The organism is Achromobacter aloeverae (assembly GCF_004121055.1).
Taxonomy (GTDB): domain Bacteria; phylum Pseudomonadota; class Gammaproteobacteria; order Burkholderiales; family Burkholderiaceae_B; genus Bordetella_C; species Bordetella_C aloeverae.
In genome coordinates, this window is the sequence record NZ_PYAL01000010.1 from 19,548 (window position 1) to 34,345 (window position 14,798).

17 protein-coding genes are annotated in these 14,798 nt (G+C 67.8%); 10 read left to right on the top strand and 7 right to left on the bottom strand.

The window, feature by feature from the left end:
- Nucleotides 1–22: 22 nt before the first annotated feature.
- From phnD to C7R54_RS27420, 3 genes are read left to right on the top strand one after another with little or no spacing between them, the layout of a single operon-like run.
- The gene (gene phnD / locus C7R54_RS27410; protein WP_129154101.1) at nucleotides 23–997 is read left to right on the top strand and encodes a phosphonate ABC transporter substrate-binding protein; all 975 of its coding nucleotides are present in this window, start codon (nucleotides 23–25) and stop codon (nucleotides 995–997) included.
- 13 nt (nucleotides 998–1,010) lie between these two features.
- Nucleotides 1,011–1,808 (top strand): phosphonate ABC transporter, permease protein PhnE, encoded by a 798-nt coding sequence (phnE, locus tag C7R54_RS27415; RefSeq protein WP_129154102.1) that lies wholly within the window; start codon nucleotides 1,011–1,013, stop codon nucleotides 1,806–1,808.
- A gap of 49 nt (nucleotides 1,809–1,857) precedes the next feature.
- Nucleotides 1,858–2,439: a phosphonate degradation HD-domain oxygenase gene (locus C7R54_RS27420; RefSeq protein ID WP_129154103.1), complete on the top strand. Its 582-nt coding sequence runs from the start codon at nucleotides 1,858–1,860 to the stop codon at nucleotides 2,437–2,439.
- A 111-nt stretch (nucleotides 2,440–2,550) separates the two neighbouring features.
- Here C7R54_RS27420 and phnN read toward each other — a convergent pair whose 3' ends face one another.
- From phnN to phnF, 4 genes are all read right to left on the bottom strand, one after another.
- Nucleotides 2,551–3,162 carry a phosphonate metabolism protein/1,5-bisphosphokinase (PRPP-forming) PhnN gene (gene phnN, locus C7R54_RS27425; RefSeq protein ID WP_129154299.1) on the bottom strand — a complete coding sequence of 204 codons (612 nt, stop codon included), beginning with the start codon at nucleotides 3,160–3,162 and terminating at the stop codon, nucleotides 2,551–2,553.
- Entirely contained in the window at nucleotides 3,159–4,028 is an 870-nt protein-coding gene (locus C7R54_RS27430) for a DUF1045 domain-containing protein (protein ID WP_240039747.1), read from the bottom strand. Before C7R54_RS27430 ends, phnN begins: the two co-directional genes overlap by 4 nt.
- 14 nt (nucleotides 4,029–4,042) lie before the next feature.
- The gene (locus C7R54_RS27435) at nucleotides 4,043–5,233 is read right to left on the bottom strand and encodes an alpha-D-ribose 1-methylphosphonate 5-triphosphate diphosphatase (RefSeq protein ID WP_129154104.1); all 1,191 of its coding nucleotides are present in this window, start codon (nucleotides 5,231–5,233) and stop codon (nucleotides 4,043–4,045) included.
- A 123-nt stretch (nucleotides 5,234–5,356) separates the two neighbouring features.
- On the bottom strand, nucleotides 5,357–6,079 hold the full coding sequence (phnF, locus tag C7R54_RS27440; protein WP_129154105.1) for a phosphonate metabolism transcriptional regulator PhnF: 723 nt from the start codon (nucleotides 6,077–6,079) through the stop codon (nucleotides 5,357–5,359).
- Between the two features lie 191 nt (nucleotides 6,080–6,270).
- On the opposite strand from phnF, the gene phnG reads away from it, so the two are divergent.
- From phnG to C7R54_RS27475, 7 genes are read left to right on the top strand one after another with little or no spacing between them, the layout of a single operon-like run.
- Nucleotides 6,271–6,738: a phosphonate C-P lyase system protein PhnG gene (gene phnG, locus C7R54_RS27445; protein ID WP_129154106.1), complete on the top strand. Its 468-nt coding sequence runs from the start codon at nucleotides 6,271–6,273 to the stop codon at nucleotides 6,736–6,738.
- A gap of 13 nt (nucleotides 6,739–6,751) precedes the next feature.
- Nucleotides 6,752–7,369 carry a phosphonate C-P lyase system protein PhnH gene (gene phnH / locus C7R54_RS27450; RefSeq protein WP_129154107.1) on the top strand — a complete coding sequence of 206 codons (618 nt, stop codon included), beginning with the start codon at nucleotides 6,752–6,754 and terminating at the stop codon, nucleotides 7,367–7,369.
- A gap of 1 nt (nucleotide 7,370) precedes the next feature.
- Nucleotides 7,371–8,549, top strand: coding sequence for a carbon-phosphorus lyase complex subunit (locus C7R54_RS27455; RefSeq protein WP_129154108.1), 1,179 nt, complete (start codon nucleotides 7,371–7,373; stop codon nucleotides 8,547–8,549).
- Nucleotides 8,550–8,581: 32 nt separating this feature from the next.
- A complete protein-coding gene (locus C7R54_RS27460) occupies nucleotides 8,582–9,457 on the top strand; it encodes an alpha-D-ribose 1-methylphosphonate 5-phosphate C-P-lyase PhnJ (protein WP_129154109.1) in 876 nt (291 codons plus the stop codon).
- Complete coding sequence (phnK, locus tag C7R54_RS27465) at nucleotides 9,454–10,242, top strand: phosphonate C-P lyase system protein PhnK (RefSeq protein WP_129154110.1); 789 nt, start codon at nucleotides 9,454–9,456, stop codon at nucleotides 10,240–10,242. Before C7R54_RS27460 ends, phnK begins: the two co-directional genes overlap by 4 nt.
- A 2-nt stretch (nucleotides 10,243–10,244) precedes the next feature.
- The gene (phnL, locus tag C7R54_RS27470) at nucleotides 10,245–11,006 is read left to right on the top strand and encodes a phosphonate C-P lyase system protein PhnL (RefSeq protein WP_129154111.1); all 762 of its coding nucleotides are present in this window, start codon (nucleotides 10,245–10,247) and stop codon (nucleotides 11,004–11,006) included.
- A gap of 3 nt (nucleotides 11,007–11,009) precedes the next feature.
- Nucleotides 11,010–12,209, top strand: coding sequence for an alpha-D-ribose 1-methylphosphonate 5-triphosphate diphosphatase (locus C7R54_RS27475; protein ID WP_129154112.1), 1,200 nt, complete (start codon nucleotides 11,010–11,012; stop codon nucleotides 12,207–12,209).
- A 116-nt stretch (nucleotides 12,210–12,325) separates the two neighbouring features.
- Here C7R54_RS27475 and yfiB read toward each other — a convergent pair whose 3' ends face one another.
- Genes yfiB through yfiR form a run of 3 tightly spaced genes read right to left on the bottom strand, consistent with a single transcriptional unit; the run spans nucleotide 12,326 to nucleotide 14,708 of the window.
- Nucleotides 12,326–12,829: an outer membrane lipoprotein YfiB gene (gene yfiB / locus C7R54_RS27480; RefSeq protein ID WP_240039748.1), complete on the bottom strand. Its 504-nt coding sequence runs from the start codon at nucleotides 12,827–12,829 to the stop codon at nucleotides 12,326–12,328.
- A complete protein-coding gene (gene dgcN / locus C7R54_RS27485) occupies nucleotides 12,826–14,112 on the bottom strand; it encodes a diguanylate cyclase DgcN/YfiN (RefSeq protein ID WP_129154113.1) in 1,287 nt (428 codons plus the stop codon). Before dgcN ends, yfiB begins: the two co-directional genes overlap by 4 nt.
- The gene (yfiR, locus tag C7R54_RS27490; protein ID WP_192903755.1) at nucleotides 14,109–14,708 is read right to left on the bottom strand and encodes a regulatory sequestration protein YfiR; all 600 of its coding nucleotides are present in this window, start codon (nucleotides 14,706–14,708) and stop codon (nucleotides 14,109–14,111) included. Before yfiR ends, dgcN begins: the two co-directional genes overlap by 4 nt.
- Nucleotides 14,709–14,798: the final 90 nt, after the last annotated feature.

A 14,798-nucleotide genomic window follows, 5' to 3' on the forward strand; every position in this document is an offset into this window, starting at 1 on the left:
CCTGTTTGCTCCCGGAGCTACCATGCTACGCAGAACGTTTCTCGCCCTGATCGCCACCGCGGCCCTGTCCACCACGGCCCATGCGCAGGACGGAAAAACCCTGAACTTCGGCATCATCTCGACCGAATCCTCGACCAACCTGAAGTCCGGCTGGCAGCCCGTCATCGACGACATGAGCAAGGCCCTGGGCGTCGAGGTCAAGCCTTTCTTCGCGTCCGACTACGCCGGCATCATCGAGGGCATGCGCTTCAACAAGGTGCAGATCGCCTGGTACGGCAACCTGTCCGCCATCGAAGCCGTGGACCGCGCGCAGGGCGAAGTGTTCGCGCACGTGATTGCCAAGGACGGCAGCCCCGGCTACTGGTCGGTGCTGGTCACCGCCAAGGACGGCCCGGTCAAGTCCGTGGACGACGTGTTGAAGAACGGCAAGACCATGAGCTACGGCGCGGGCGATCCCAACTCCACTTCGGGCACCGCCGTGCCGGGCTACTACCTGTGGGGCGCCAACAAGATCGATCCCAAGACCTTCTTCAAGAATTTCCGCGTCGCCAATCACGAAACCAACCTGATGTCGGCCATGAACAAGCAGGTCGACGTGGCCATCACCAACACCGAAGCGATCGATCGCTATCGCCAGAACACCGGCAAGAACCCCGACGACCAGATCCGCATCCTGTGGAAGTCGCCCTTGATCCCGGCCGATCCCATCGTCTACCGCAAGGACCTGCCGGCGGACTTGAAGACCAGGATCCAGGACTTCTTCGCCAACTACGGCAAGACCGAGGACCAGGCCAAGAAGCTGGCGGTCCTGCAATACAAGGGTTTCACCAAGTCGGATAACGGCCAGCTGATCCCCATCCGCCAGATCAACCTGGCGGGCCTGCGCGCCAAGGTCGAAAGCGACACCACGCTGAGCGCCGAGGAAAAGCAGAAGAAGATCGCCGACATCGACGCGAAGCTGGCCGACCTCGCCAAGCAAGTGGCTTCCGCCAAGTAATCAGGACGGCATCATGAGCGTGACCCTCTCTACCGGTAACGTGCCCGCGCGCCCGCCTCGGACCTCCCTACCCATGCTGATCATGTGGGCCGTGATCCTGGCCCTGCTGGTGGCTTCCTGGAAGGGCGCCGATATGCGCCCACTGGACCTGCTGCGGGATTCCGGCAACATGGGCGAATTCGCGAAGGACTTCTTTCCGCCCAACTTTCGCGATTGGCGCATGTACCTGGACGAGATGCTGGTCACGATCCAGATCGCCATCTGGGGCACCTTCCTGGCCATCGTCATGGCGGTGCCCTTCGGCTTGCTCTGTTCGTCGAACATCGTGCCGGCCTGGGTCTACCAGCCGGTGCGGCGCTTGATGGACGCCTGCCGCGCGATCAACGAAATGGTGTTCGCCATGTTGTTCATCGTCGCGGTGGGGCTGGGCCCCTTCGCCGGCGTGCTGGCCTTGTGGGTGCATACGCTGGGCGTGCTGGCCAAGCTGTTCTCGGAGGCCGTGGAGGCCATCGATCCGCGACCGGTCGAGGGCGTGCGGGCGACCGGCGCCAACGCCATCGAGGAAATCGTCTTCGGCGTGATTCCGCAGGTGCTGCCGCTGTGGATCTCCTTTTCCCTGTACCGCTTCGAGTCCAACGTGCGCTCCGCCTCGGTGGTGGGCATCGTGGGCGCGGGCGGTATCGGCATGGTGCTGTGGGACATCATCCGCAGCTTCCAGTATGCGCAGACCTGCGCGGTGATGATCATCATCATCGTGTTCGTCGTCGCCATCGATATGTTGTCGGCGCGCGTGCGCCGCGTATTGGTCTGAACCTGGGCGGGCTTGCCCCGCCCGGCCGTTCGATCCAGGATATGACGTCATGACGGTATCTTCTTCTTCCACCCCCGCGTCCGTATCGGCGGCCAAGCTGGAGGCCGAGCGCATCCAGGCCCTGTTCGCCGGCTACGGTTCGGAGTTCTACGGCGGCGAGGCCATCACCCAGACCGAGCACGCACTGCAATGCGCCGCGCTGGCCGAGGCGGCCGGCGAGACGCCGGCCGTCATCGTCGCCAGCCTGCTGCACGACGTCGGGCACCTGGTCATGGCGGAGAGCGCCAGCGAGGACCGTCGCCACCAGGACGTGGGCGCCCGCGCCCTCGAAGGCATCTTCGGCGAGGACGTGCTGGCGCCCATACGATTGCACGTGCCGGCCAAGCGATATCTGTGCGCGGTGGACGCGGCCTATTACGACACCTTGTCGCAGGCCTCGCGCGATAGCCTGGCCTTGCAGGGTGGTCCTTTCACGCCGGACGAGCTGGCAGGCTTCGAAAGGCTGCCCCATTTCGACGCGGCCGTACGCCTGCGCCGTTATGACGACCTGGCCAAGGTGGTCGGCGCGCGCACGCCCGACCTGTCGCACTATCTTCAGCTATGCACGCGCGTAATGCGCGGGCGCGCCTGACGCCGCGGCCCTGGCTGTTGTTGCCTGGAAGGAATACGGGTAAGCGGCCAGGGGTCAAGGGGCCAAAAAGGGGCCAGGGGGTCGCGCTGCGGCCGCACATGACGCGCCGTCTCAGGCGTGGCAGCGCCGGCGCGCGATGGCGAGCAGTTCGGCGGCCGCGTCGGCGGCGTCGCCATTGTTGTCCACGCTGACTTGTTCGCAGTCTGGAGGAATATCGAAGACCGCTTGCGCGCGCGCAAGGCGGGCGGCGATGTCGTCCGCGCTTTCACGGCCTCGGTGGGCGAGGCGGCTTTGCAAGGTCTCCGCGTTCACGCGTATGGTGACGGCGCACAGGCCCGGGTAGCGGTCGCAGGCTTGCGATAGATAGGCGCGCGAGCCATTGACCAGCACGGTGATGCCGGCGTCCATCCAGGCGTCTATTTCGACGCCGATTCCGTACGCCAGGCCATGGCTGGCCCAGTGCAGCGCGAAACAGCCCAGCGCGGCGCGGCGCGCATGTTCGGCGGCTTCCAGATAGACGGATGCCTCGTCCGCGCCGGCTGGACGAGTGATGTAGCGGTGCGCGACCAGGACGCGGTCCTGGCCCTGGAGCTGGGCACGCGCCAGTCGCAGCAGGGTGTCCTTGCCGCTGCCGGACGCGCCCATGATGTAGACCAGGCGGCCGCCATCGCGGCGCAGGTCCCGGCGCGATGCGTCACGTTCGCGGGAGGCTGGCGCGGTCATCGCGCCCCGTCCGTCGCCGGCGGTAGATAGCATGCGCCCGCCCCGTCGCGCGTGGCGCCGTCGAAGCCGTAGTGGCGCGCCACCAGGAAGGGGGCATCGGGCGCCGGTTGCACATAGACGGCAACGGCGTCCACGGGCATGGGGCGGTCCAGCCTGCCCGCGCCCAGGGACTCGATCCGCGCGCGCGCCGTCGCCAGGTCGGCGTCGGCGAGATTGCCTGTCAGCGTGATATGGAACTTGAAGGTGTCCAGTACATAAGGATAGCCCCAGGCCTCCAGCATGGCGCGCTGCGCGGGATCGAGATCGGCGCGCAGGCGGCGCGCCAGTTCGTCCTGCGTGGGTGGCGCGCGCCACGGATCGATACGGCGCACCGCATCGTCGGCCAGGGCGCGCAGGGCGGCGCGACCCGCGGCGATATCCTCGCGGCCGGCGCCCCAGGCCGGTTCGTCCTCCGCCAGGCACCACGCGAGGAAGCCGCGCAGCGTGCGTAGCTCCAGCGCGATGCCGAAGGGCTGGTGGTCCCGCGCGAGGGCGCGCATGGCCCGGTCCAGGCCCGCGGCATCGGCGCCAGGCGCCAGGCGGAACGGCGGCTTGAGCGTGGCATGCAAGCCGTAATGGCGCGGCGCCTCGGTCCATGCGTCCAGCCGTGGATCGTCACCGGCAGCGCGCGCGAGCGGCGCGCCGCTTTCTTCGTCGCGACCCAGCCAACGGCTGCCCACGTCGCGCCAGGCGCCCACCGGGGCAAGGTAGACGGCGTAGCGATACGCGTGCTGGCTGGGCGCTTGCCGCGAGGAGGAGGCGGCTGCCGGACGCGTCCGCGCATCCGGTGTGTCCTGCCTCTGCATGCGTTGCGAGTCCTGGGGCATGATGGCGTTCCGGTTCAGGCGGCCTGGGCCTGCTGCAACAACTCCATGTCGAACTGCTGGGCGGCATACCGCAACCGGCCGGCGACGATGGCGGCGCACACGCGCGGCACCCCCGGCACGCTGTCGTCGACGATGATGGCGTCGGCGAGCATGCCCGGTTCCAGCGTGCCCTGGTCGCGCAGCCCGGCGGCGCGCGCCGGATTGCGCGATACCAGCGCCCAGGCCTGGGCCAGGGGCAGTACGCCGTTATCGACCAGTTTCATCGCCGCGGCGAGCGGTGCCGGGTAGTAGTAGTCGGACGTGAGGATGCCGCACAGCCCGGCCTGGATCATTTCCGTGGCGTTGGGCGCATTGGTGTGGCTGCGGCCACGCACGACGTTGGGGCCGCCGAAGACCGTGAAATCGCCAAGGTCGTGCGCTACCCGGGCTACTTCGGCGGTCAGCGGGAACTCGGCGATGCGGCAGCCCAGCTGGTGGTAGTAGCGGCGCGTCGCGGGATCGGGGTCGTCATGCGAGGCCACCTCCAGGCCGGCCTGCTTCGCGCATTCGGTCAGCTGGCGCATGGCGCCGGCCACTTCGTCGGCGCAGCCCATGGCGGCGCGGATACGATCCTGGAAAGTGTCCAGGTCGCATTCGGCGCGTTCCGCGTATTGCAGCAGCTTGCGGTCGTTGCCCAGGCGCTTGGCCATGCTGGGCAGGTGATCGTTCAGGGCCAGGAATTGCACCTTGCCGGCCTGTATCCATTCACGGGCGATATCGACGCCGCCGACGTGGTGGGTCTCGAAGCGCAGGTGCACGTTGTGCCGCGCGCCCAATGTCGCACGCATGCGGTCCAGCGCATCGAACATGCGTTCCGCATAGGGTTCGCCGCGCAGGCCGCCTTCCCATGAGAGGGTGACGCCGTGGAATTCGGTGGTGATGCCGTTGGCCAGCAATTGCCGGTCCACATCGTGCAGGGCGTTGTCGTAGGGGAACGTGACGCCCGGCCGCGGCATGACGGCGCGCTCGAAGGCGTCGCCGTGCAAGTCGATGATGCCGGGCAAGACCAGCAGGTCGCCCGCGTCCAGCAGCGGCGTGGCGCCCGCGCCGGCAGCGATGCGGTCGCCGGTGAAGCCCAGGCGCGTCGCGCGCAGGCCGTCGGAGGTCAGTACGCGGCGGCCGGCGATGCCGGGCAGGACGGAAAGGGGGGATGCGGGCGTATTCATGTCGGGGGCTGAATGTTGGGCCGGAAGGAAAGAATATATGCTCGCTTGATGACGAACAGATGTCTAGACGTTTTGCGGCGTATATTTTGCGGTATGCGCTTCGCGGTATGCGTCTTGGGGCGCTCAGTCGTCGCCGGTGACCATCAACTGCACCCAATCGCCGGCGAAGCGCGTGATGCCGTACTGCAGCGGCCGCCCCTCCGCGTCGACGTTCAGCGACTCGACCTGGATGATGGGACGCGTCTTGGGTTGGTTGAGCAGGCGGGCGTTGGCTTCATCCGGCAGGGTGGCGGTGATGCGCGACCATTTGCGGGTGTAGTCCTGTATGCCGAACTGCTTGTACACCTTGGAGATGGACTTCGCTTCCTTCAGTTTGTTGGCGAAGCCGGGAAAGCGCCGCTCTTCGAAATAATGGTCCGACACATTGATCGTGCGGTTCTCGGCCTTGCCTAGAAGCTGCACCCGCAACAGGGTGGTGGACCGTGGCAGCCCCAGCTGCATGGCGATTTCGGCAGCGCGTTCCGCCTGGCTGCCCAGCACTTCCACATGTCCCAGCAGCCCCTGGCTGCGCAGGTTTTCCGAGAATCGCGTGCGCTTGCCGATGGCGTAATCGATGGCGTGTTCCTGCACGAACGTGCCGCGTCCCTGTTCGATGCGCACCAGGCCGATCTGCTCCAGCTCGCCCATGGCGCGCCGGATCGTATGCCGGTTGACCGAGAACTTCGCCGCCAGCTCCGGCTCGGGCGGCAACTGCTCGCCCGGGTTGTAGAGCTTGTTGCGGATATCCATCGCCAGCGCCTCTCCGATCTGCCGCCAGACCGCGATGCCCGATCGTCGTTCGAACATGTTGACTTCCTGTTCGACGCGCTACACAAGGGCGCGTCTCTGAATGTGAATGAAGGAATGCCGGATTTTGCCCCAGCCGGGCGCTCCCCGCGAGTGGCGCTTGTCATCAAAAATTCATCGTCGCCATGTTGAACTGCCTGGCGCGGAAGCCCATACTAGCATCTATTCGTATAGACGTTTAGAGGAAACGCATGGATACGCAGACTTCCGAGAACGGGTCACGGGCGGCGCGGGCCGCATGGATGCGGGTGCTGGCCCTGGCCGACGGCGCCGCGCTGGATCGGGCCTATCAGGCCTTGGGGCCCTTGCCGGCGTTCCGTCCGCTGCGCGCGCCCGAGGTCGGCATGACGATGGTGCGGGGACGCGCGGGCGGCACCGGAGAACAGTTCAACCTGGGCGAAATGTCGGTGACGCGTTGCGCCGTGGCCTTCGATCGAGGCGTGGTCGGCACGGCCTATGTGCAGGGACGTTCCTTGCGCCACGCCGAGCAGGCCGCGGTCCTGGACGGCCTGCTGCAAATGGACGACTGGCACGAATCGGTGCGGGCCGCGGTCATCGTGCCGCTGGCCCGCGTCCATGAAGAGCGCCGCGCCCGCCGCGCGGCCGAGGCCGCGCAGACGCGCGTCGAGTTTTTCACGATGGTGCGTGGAGAGAATTGAGATGGCCCCCGCAATGACCCAAGTCCAGCGCGCCGCCACGGCGCCCACGATCAACCTGCTGCCGGGGTTTGCCGATCCGGTCGCACAGGCCCAGGCGGTTTTCCGTGTCGCCCTGCAGGCCTTGTCCGAACCCGGGCAGCCGCGTGTGCTGGCGGCCGAGTGTGGCGTGCCGGCCGGCCTGTCGCCGGCCCTGGCGGCCCTGCTGCTGACCCTGGCCGACGTGGACACGCCGGTCTGGCTGCCGGCCGGCCTGGACGACGCCGTCGCCGCCTTCCTGCGCTTTCACTGTGGCTGCCCCCTGGTGGCGACGCCAGCCGAGGCGGTCTTCGTGGTGGCGCCCGCCGGCCATGCCGCGCCCGCGCTGGCCGACTGCAACGCCGGCGACCCCGCCTATCCGGACCGTTCGACCACCCTGTTGATCGAGGTCGAGGACTGGCAGGCCGGGACCGCCGTGCGTTTGACAGGGCCTGGCATCGCGGATGCCCGTGCGCTGGCGCCCGCCGGGCTGCCGGCCGATTTCTGGCGGCAGTGGGCCGTCAATCACCGTCGTTTCCCGCAAGGCGTGGACGTGCTGCTGACGCACGGACGCGAGATTTGCGGTCTTCCGCGCACGACGCGGGTGGAGGCCTGACATGTACGTAGCCGTCAAGGGAGGCGAACGCGCCATCCTGAATTCCTATCGCATGCTGGACAGCTTCCGGCGTGGCGATCCCTCGGTGCCCACGCTCACGCTGGCGCAGATACGCGCGCAGATGCCGCTGGCGGTGGATCGCGTGATGGCCGAAGGGTCGCTCTACGATCCGCAACTCGCGGCGCTGGCGCTGAAGCAGGCGGCCGGCGATGTCGTCGAGGCGGTTTTCCTGCTGCGCGCGTATCGCACCACGCTGCCGCGCTTCGGCTACAGCGTGCCGCTGGAAACCACGCGCATGAGCCTGCAACGCCGCATCTCCGCGACGTTCAAGGACCTGCCGGGCGGCCAGGTGCTGGGACCGACTTATGACTACACGCAGCGCCTGCTGGATTTCTCCCTGGAGGACGACGCGGCGCCCGTGCCCACGCCCCTGCCGCCCGCGGCGGAGCCGCTGGCCGCCAGCATGCCGCGCGTGACCGATCTGCTGGAGCGCGAGTCCCTGATGGAGCCGGAAGCCATTCCGGCGGGCGATCCCGCTCCGTTCGACCTGACCCGCGCACCCATGTCCTTCCCCGCCACCCGCGCCGCCCGCCTGCAGAACCTGGCGCGGGCCGACGAAGGCTTCCTGCTGTCCATGGGGTATTCGACGCAGCGCGGCTACGGCAACACCCATCCCTTCGTGGCGGAAATCCGCTATGGATCGGTGGAGGTGGAGCTGTTCGTCGAGGAGCTCGGTCATGCCGTGACCATCGGCGAGATCGATGTCACCGAGTGCCAGATGGTGAGCCAGTTCACCGGCAAGGCCCACCAGGCGCCGACCTTCACGCGCGGCTACGGCCTGGTGTTCGGCTACGGCGAACGCAAGGCCATGTCCATGTCGCTGGTGGACCGGTCGCTGCGCGCCCAGGAATTGGGCGAGGCGGCGACGTCACCCGCCAACGACCACGAGTTCGTGCTCTATCACAGCGACAACGTCGAGGCATCCGGCTTCACCCAGCACCTGAAGCTGCCGCACTACGTCGATTTCCAGTCCAGCCTGGCGCTGCTGCGCCGCATCCAGGCCGAGCGCGCCCAGGGCGCCACGGCCGCGCAGGATGCTGGGCCGCGCGCGGACACCGGTGCCGTCCCGGACGTTCCCGCCGCCCTGGTCGGCGCGGACGCCGAGGCACAGCAGGCATGACTCCCCACGAACACGAGGCTCGCAGGATTTCCATGGATACTCCCGTTCCGCAGGACGCCGCCACCGTGGCGCGTGATCCGCACTATAACTTCGCCTACCTGGACGAATCGACCAAGCGCATGCTGCGCCGCGCCTTGCTCAAGGCCGTCGCCATTCCCGGCTACCAGGTGCCGTTCGGCAGCCGGGAAATGCCGCTGCCCTATGGCTGGGGCACCGGCGGCATCCAGGTGACCGCCGCCATCATCGGCGCGGACGATGTGCTAAAGGTCATCGACCAGGGGTCGGACGACACCACCAACGCCGTCAATATCCGCCGCTTCTTCGGGCGTGTCGCGGGGGTACGCACCACCGAGACGACCACCGCCGCCACCGTCATCCAGACCCGCCACCGCATTCCGGAAACCCCCTTGCGCCCCGGGCAGATCATGGTGTTCCAGGTGCCGATCCCGGAGCCGCTGCGCTGGCTGGAGCCGAGCGAGGTCGAGACCCGCACCATGCATGCCCTGGCCGAGTACGGCGGCATGCACGTCAAGCTGTACGAGGACATCGCGCACCACGGCCACATCGCCACCACCTACGACTACCCGGTGCTGGTGAACGACCGGTACATGATGCGCCCGTCGCCTATCCCGAAGTTCGACAATCCCAAGATGGACGACAGCCCGGCCCTGATGTTGTTCGGCGCCGGACGCGAGAAGCGCGTCTACGCCGTGCCGCCCTATACGAAGGTGAAGAGCCTGGATTTCGACGACCATCCCTTCACCATCGAGCGCTGGTCGCATCATTGCAGCCTGTGCGGCTCGCAAGAAAGCTTTCTCGACGAAATCATCCTGGACGACGAAGGCAACCGCAGCTTCGTCTGCTCCGATACGGAATACTGCGCCACGCGGCGCGAGGAACAGGCATGAACGCAAGCGATATCGACCCGCCGCTGCTGTCGGTGCGCGACCTGACCCATACCTGGGATGGGGTGCACGGTTGCCGCGAAATCAACTTCGATCTCTATCCGGGCGAAGTCCTTTGCATCGTCGGCGAGTCCGGTTCCGGCAAGAGCACGCTGCTGCAAGCCGTGTCCTGCCAGGTCGACGCCCAGCATGGCAGTGTCCACTATGACCTGCGCGGGCAGGGGCCGACCGACCTGGCGACCCTGTCCGGCGCCCAGCGCCGCCTGCTGGCCCGCACCGACTGGGGTTATGTGCGGCAGCATGCGCGCGATGGCCTGCGCATGCAGGTCAGCGCCGGCGCCAATATCGCCGAACGGTTGATGGCCGTCGGCCAGCGCCACTACGGCGACCTGCGCGAGGTCGCCGGCAATTGGCTGCAGAAGATGGAGATCGACGTGGGCCGCCTGGACGACGCGCCGGCTTCGTTCTCGGGCGGGATGCAGCAGCGCCTGCAGATCGCGCGCAACCTGGTGACGCATCCGCGCCTGGTCTTCATGGATGAACCGACCGCGTCGCTGGACGTGTCGGTGCAAGCGCGCCTGCTGGACCTGCTGCGCCAGTTGGTCGCCGACCTTGGGCTGGCGGCCATCGTGGTCACGCACGACCTGGCCGTGGCCCGCCTGCTGGCGCATCGCACGCTGGTCATGCGCGGCGGCCATGTCGTGGAAAGCGGCCTGACCGACCAGATCCTGGACGATCCGCAGCATCCCTATACCCAGCTGCTCGTTTCCTCCATCCTGCAGAGCTGATCATGACGCAAGCACAGACGATGATAGAAGTCCGCGGGGTCGGCAAGATGTTCACCCTGCACAACCAGGGCGGCGTGTGCCTGCCCGTGTTCGAGAACGTCGATTTCGACGCCGCGCGCGGCGAATGCCTGGTGCTTGCGGGGCCGTCCGGCACCGGCAAGAGCACCCTGCTGCGCTGCCTCTATGGCAATTACCTGACGACCGCCGGCACCATCCGCGTGCGCGACGGCGCTGGATGGGTGACCCTGACCGGCGCGCCGGAGCAGCGTATCCTGCGCCTGCGCCGCGATGTCATCGGCTACGTCAGCCAGTTCCTGCGCGTCATTCCGCGCGTCGGCGCGCTGGACGTGGTGGCCGAGCCATTGCGCCAGCGCGGCGTCGCCCTCGATGAGGCGCGCGAGCGCGCTGCCGTGCTGCTGGCGCGCCTGCGCCTGCCGGAACGCCTGTGGCGCCTGCCGCCGGCCACCTTCTCGGGCGGTGAACAGCAACGCGTGAACATCGCCCGCGGCCTGATCGGCGGCCATCCGGTGCTGCTGCTGGACGAGCCTACCGCTTCGCTGGACGCCGACAATCGCGCCGTGGTGGTCGAACTGATCCGCGAAGCGATGGCCGCAGGCCGTTGCCTGGTCGGCATCTTCCATGATGAAGCGGTGCGGGATGCGGTGGCCAGCCGCGTGTTGACGCTTAAACCCACGCTTAAACCCACCCTCGAACCCACTCTCAAACCCGCCGCCCCGGCCGGCGCCGCCGCCTTGACGGAGTAGACCATGACCGCCACGTTATTGACCCACGCCCGCGTCGTGCTGCCGGATGCCGTGCTGGAGAACGGCGCCGTGCTGATCGAGGACGGCTGCATCGCCGCCATCGATCCCGTGGACGCGCGCGCCGCGCGGGAAGTGGACCTGCACGGACAGATCCTCATGCCGGGCCTGGTCGACTTGCACTGCGACGCGATAGAGAAAGAGGCAGAGCCGCGCTCGCGCGTGCTGTTTCCCTTCGATTTCGCGGTGGCTCAGGTGGACCGCCGCAATGCCGCCGCGGGCATCAGCACGCCCTATCACGCGCTGTCCTTCGCCAACCGCGAATGGGGCGTGCGCAACAACGAGACCGTCGCCGAACTGATCCGCGCGGTGCATGCATTCCGCCAGCATGGCCTGGTCGACAACCGTATCCATTGCCGCTACGAGATTAGCGACGAGACCGCGATGCCGCATCTGCGGTTCCTGATCGAGGAGGGCATGGTGGACCTGCTCTCGGTGATGGATCATTCGCCGGGGCAGGGGCAGTTCAAGACGCTCGAAGCCTATCTTGACTATGTGATGGGCAACCACGGCTTCAGCCGCGAACAGGCCGAGGAAGCGGCGCGCGCGAAACTGGCCGGCATGGAAGGTTCGGCGCAGCGCGTGGAGCTTCTGCTGGAACAGGCCCGCGCCGCCGGCGTGCCCACCGCCAGCCATGACGACGACTCGGTGCATCGCATCGCCGCCATGCGCAACCTGGGCGTGTCGATGAGCGAATTCCCCATCAACCTGGACACCGCCAAGGCAGCGGTGTCCTGCGGCCTGCCCACCATCCTGGGCGCGCCCAATGTCCTGCGGGGGCAGAGCCAGAGCGGGTCGATGCGCGCCATCGACGCGATCCGCGCCGGCGTGGCAAGCTGCCTGTGCTCGGACTACCAGCCGTCGACGCTGATCGCGGCCGCGTTCGCGGCGGCCGAGCAGGCAGGCCTGACCTTGTCGCAGGCCAGCGCCCTGGTGGCGGGCAATCCGGCGCGCGCTTGTGGCCTGGATGACCGGGGCCATATCCGCACCGGCCTGAGGGCCGACCTGATCGCCGTCAACGTGGTCAACGGCATGCCCCTGGTCAGCCATACCTGGAGCGGCGGCCGGCTGGTGTTCGCCGCGCATTATCCCCTGGCGACCCCCGCGCCCGCGCGTCCCGCGCGCGTCCAGGCAGTGGCGGCGTGAAGGGTTGACGTGACCGAGGGATCGGCGCCGCCGGCGTTGATCGGTGGATGGTGCCTCGGGCGTTGATCCGTGACTCGCGCCGCTGGCGCTGATTCGTGACCGGCGCCGCCGGCGCATTATGGCGTCACGATGACCACCGACACGCGCCGGTTCTCGGCGCGCCCGGCGGCACTGCCATTGTCGGTCACGGGCCGCGCCGCGCCGAGACCCCGCACCTGGACATTCGCGGCCGGCATGCCGGCCGCCACGACGATATCCGCCACGGCCTGCGCGCGGCGCAGTGACAACTGCTGGTTGTGCGCGTCGCTTCCGCGATTGTCGGTATGTCCGTCCAGGCGCATGCGGTCCAGGCCCACGCCCAGCAGTCTGCCTGCCAGGCGCTTGATATTGGCCGCGCTGTCCGGCTTGACCACGGCCTGGTCGGTATCGAACAGAACCTTGTCCGACATGCCGAACTCCCAGCCTTCATCCGTCTGCCTGAAGCCTTCGTCCTTCAGCACCGCGATCTGGGCGGGCGTGAGCCCCTTCGGCACGGTCTGGCAGGCCGCCAGCAACAGGGCGCTCATCACGATGGCCAGGGCGCCGGCCGTGCGGGCGAGGAAGGGGCACGTCGCAATCACGAGGGTATCTCCTTGGGATAGGTGGGGGAGGGGGCGGGCGGCGTTCCCGCCGTGGCCTGGCTGTCGCCGCCCTGCCGCTTGGCGCGATACATGGCCGCATCGGCGGCCTCGAAGAGATCGCGGGCGTCCTTGGCGTGATCGGGATAGACGGCGATGCCTATGCTCAGCGAGCTCACGGCCTCCGTCCCGCCAGGCAGGCGTATGGGGTCGCGCATGCTCGCCAGGATCTTGCCGGCCAGGTGGTGGGCCGTATCGATGTCGCGCAGCGGCGACAGCAGGACGGCGAATTCGTCGCCGCCCAGCCGGGCCACCAGGTCGGTTTCGCGCAGCTGGTTGCGCACGCGCGCGGCGGTATGCACAAGCACGGCGTCGCCGGAGGCGTGGCCCTGCTGGTCATTGATTTCCTTGAAGCGATCGCTGTCGATGAACAGGACAGCGACCCGCTGGCCCAGCACGCCGGCGTCATGGATGGCCCGCTCCAGTCTTTCCTGGAAATGCGCCCGGTTGGGCAGGCCGGTCAGGCTATCGTGCGCCGCCTTGTGCGCCAGCGTCGCGTTCTCGTGCTGCAACTGGTTCTGCCAGGCCTGTAATTGGTCCAGCAAGGCATTGAAGTCCTCGCCCAGCGCATTGAGCTCGGCGATATCGGCCGGCGGCAGCCGCACGCCGAAGGCGCGTTCGTTGCGGACGGCATGCGCGACGCGCGCCAGGTTGCGCAAGGGTTCGACGATGTTCTCGAAGGTCCGCCGCGCGATGGCGCGCGCCAGCATGGCGCTGGCCACCAGGCAGGCCAGCACGCCGGCCACGCCCTTGAGCAGGAAGGCCAGCACGCTGCCTGGATGGCCGGTCACCAGCAGCGTGCCGACGGTATTGCCGCGATGCACGATGGGCGTGACGATGGGCGGCGGCGTGAAGATTCTTTCGAATGGCTGCTGTATCCAGGCGAAGCCGGCGCCGCGCGGGCGGGTCCATTGCGCCAGCACCAGGCCATCGCTGTCGAACACGATGGCCGTGCCCACGCTTTCCGTGTTCGCGATGAGGGCCAGCGCATCCTGCGCCGCGGGCGCGTCATGGAAAACGACCGAAGCCTCGACGGTATAGAGCATGGAACGGGCGATCAGCCCGGTGTTGTGTTCGGCGTAGGCGCGCAGCGCGACCAGGCCCATGATGGTCAGCACCAGGCCGACCAGGCCTACCGCGATGACGGTCACGGACACCTGGGCGCGGCGCAGCGCATCGCGCAGCGTGGGAAGGCGGGGACCGGAGGGAGTCGGTGGGGTTGTCATGAATGAGGCTTGCGGCGTGCCAGTTGCAGCACGCTCGGATGAATGCGCACGCCGCTACGGGCGATGATGTCCAGGTTGATCTGGAAGCCGACCTGCGTGCCTTGCACGTTCAGGCAGAACATGCCGCCCGCGCTGCAGTCGGGGTCGTTTTCGAGGATGGTGACGACGGGCTTGCCGATGACGCCTTGCAACAGGCGTGTCAGGGCGGTCTGCGGCAGGTCGCCGATATAGAGGGCTTCGCACATCTGCGGGACACGGTCATCGCCGGGCGCAACCCGATGGGCGCGCACGCTGGCCATGCTGTCGTCGCCGGACAGCAGCGCGGCCGAATAGGGCGACGTGCCCGTTACGCACAGCAGCGGCGGTTCGGGATGCGGCGGCGTGGGCCAGCGCGCGTAGCCGATGATGCCCGTCACCACTTGCGCCACGGCGCGCGCCGCGGAGGTGGCCGGCGCCGGCGCGTCATGAGCCGGCGCGTCCGCCGCCCGGGCCGGCACGCAGGCGCACGACAGGGCGCACAACAAAGCGCACGACAAGGCGCGCAACGAGGCGCACGACGGGGCCGGGCTCAGTCCGCGGGAAGCGACGCGCGACACGAAAAAGCTCAGAAGGCGTTTGGCTGCTACCGGTGACAATTAGATGTTGGAATTTGTTGGTTATTGTTGATGAAGTGTATCTATTATCGG

Excerpts from the sequence above, each read along its gene's own strand:
- phnL (WP_129154111.1), top strand. The coding sequence starts at position 10,245 with ATGACGCAAGCACAGACGATGATAGAAGTCCGCGGGGTCGGCAAGATG.
- dgcN (WP_129154113.1), bottom strand. The coding sequence starts at position 14,112 with ATGACAACCCCACCGACTCCCTCCGGTCCCCGCCTTCCCACGCTGCGC.
- phnH (WP_129154107.1), top strand. The coding sequence starts at position 6,752 with ATGACCCAAGTCCAGCGCGCCGCCACGGCGCCCACGATCAACCTGCTG.
- phnF (WP_129154105.1), bottom strand. The coding sequence starts at position 6,079 with ATGTTCGAACGACGATCGGGCATCGCGGTCTGGCGGCAGATCGGAGAG.
- C7R54_RS27460 (WP_129154109.1), top strand. The coding sequence starts at position 8,582 with ATGGATACTCCCGTTCCGCAGGACGCCGCCACCGTGGCGCGTGATCCG.
- C7R54_RS27475 (WP_129154112.1), top strand. The coding sequence starts at position 11,010 with ATGACCGCCACGTTATTGACCCACGCCCGCGTCGTGCTGCCGGATGCC.
- C7R54_RS27435 (WP_129154104.1), bottom strand. The coding sequence starts at position 5,233 with ATGAATACGCCCGCATCCCCCCTTTCCGTCCTGCCCGGCATCGCCGGC.
- phnN (WP_129154299.1), bottom strand. The coding sequence starts at position 3,162 with ATGACCGCGCCAGCCTCCCGCGAACGTGACGCATCGCGCCGGGACCTG.
- phnK (WP_129154110.1), top strand. The coding sequence starts at position 9,454 with ATGAACGCAAGCGATATCGACCCGCCGCTGCTGTCGGTGCGCGACCTG.
- C7R54_RS27455 (WP_129154108.1), top strand. The coding sequence starts at position 7,371 with ATGTACGTAGCCGTCAAGGGAGGCGAACGCGCCATCCTGAATTCCTAT.
- phnD (WP_129154101.1), top strand. The coding sequence starts at position 23 with ATGCTACGCAGAACGTTTCTCGCCCTGATCGCCACCGCGGCCCTGTCC.
- phnE (WP_129154102.1), top strand. The coding sequence starts at position 1,011 with ATGAGCGTGACCCTCTCTACCGGTAACGTGCCCGCGCGCCCGCCTCGG.
- C7R54_RS27420 (WP_129154103.1), top strand. The coding sequence starts at position 1,858 with ATGACGGTATCTTCTTCTTCCACCCCCGCGTCCGTATCGGCGGCCAAG.
- phnG (WP_129154106.1), top strand. The coding sequence starts at position 6,271 with ATGGATACGCAGACTTCCGAGAACGGGTCACGGGCGGCGCGGGCCGCA.
- C7R54_RS27430 (WP_240039747.1), bottom strand. The coding sequence starts at position 4,028 with ATGCCCCAGGACTCGCAACGCATGCAGAGGCAGGACACACCGGATGCG.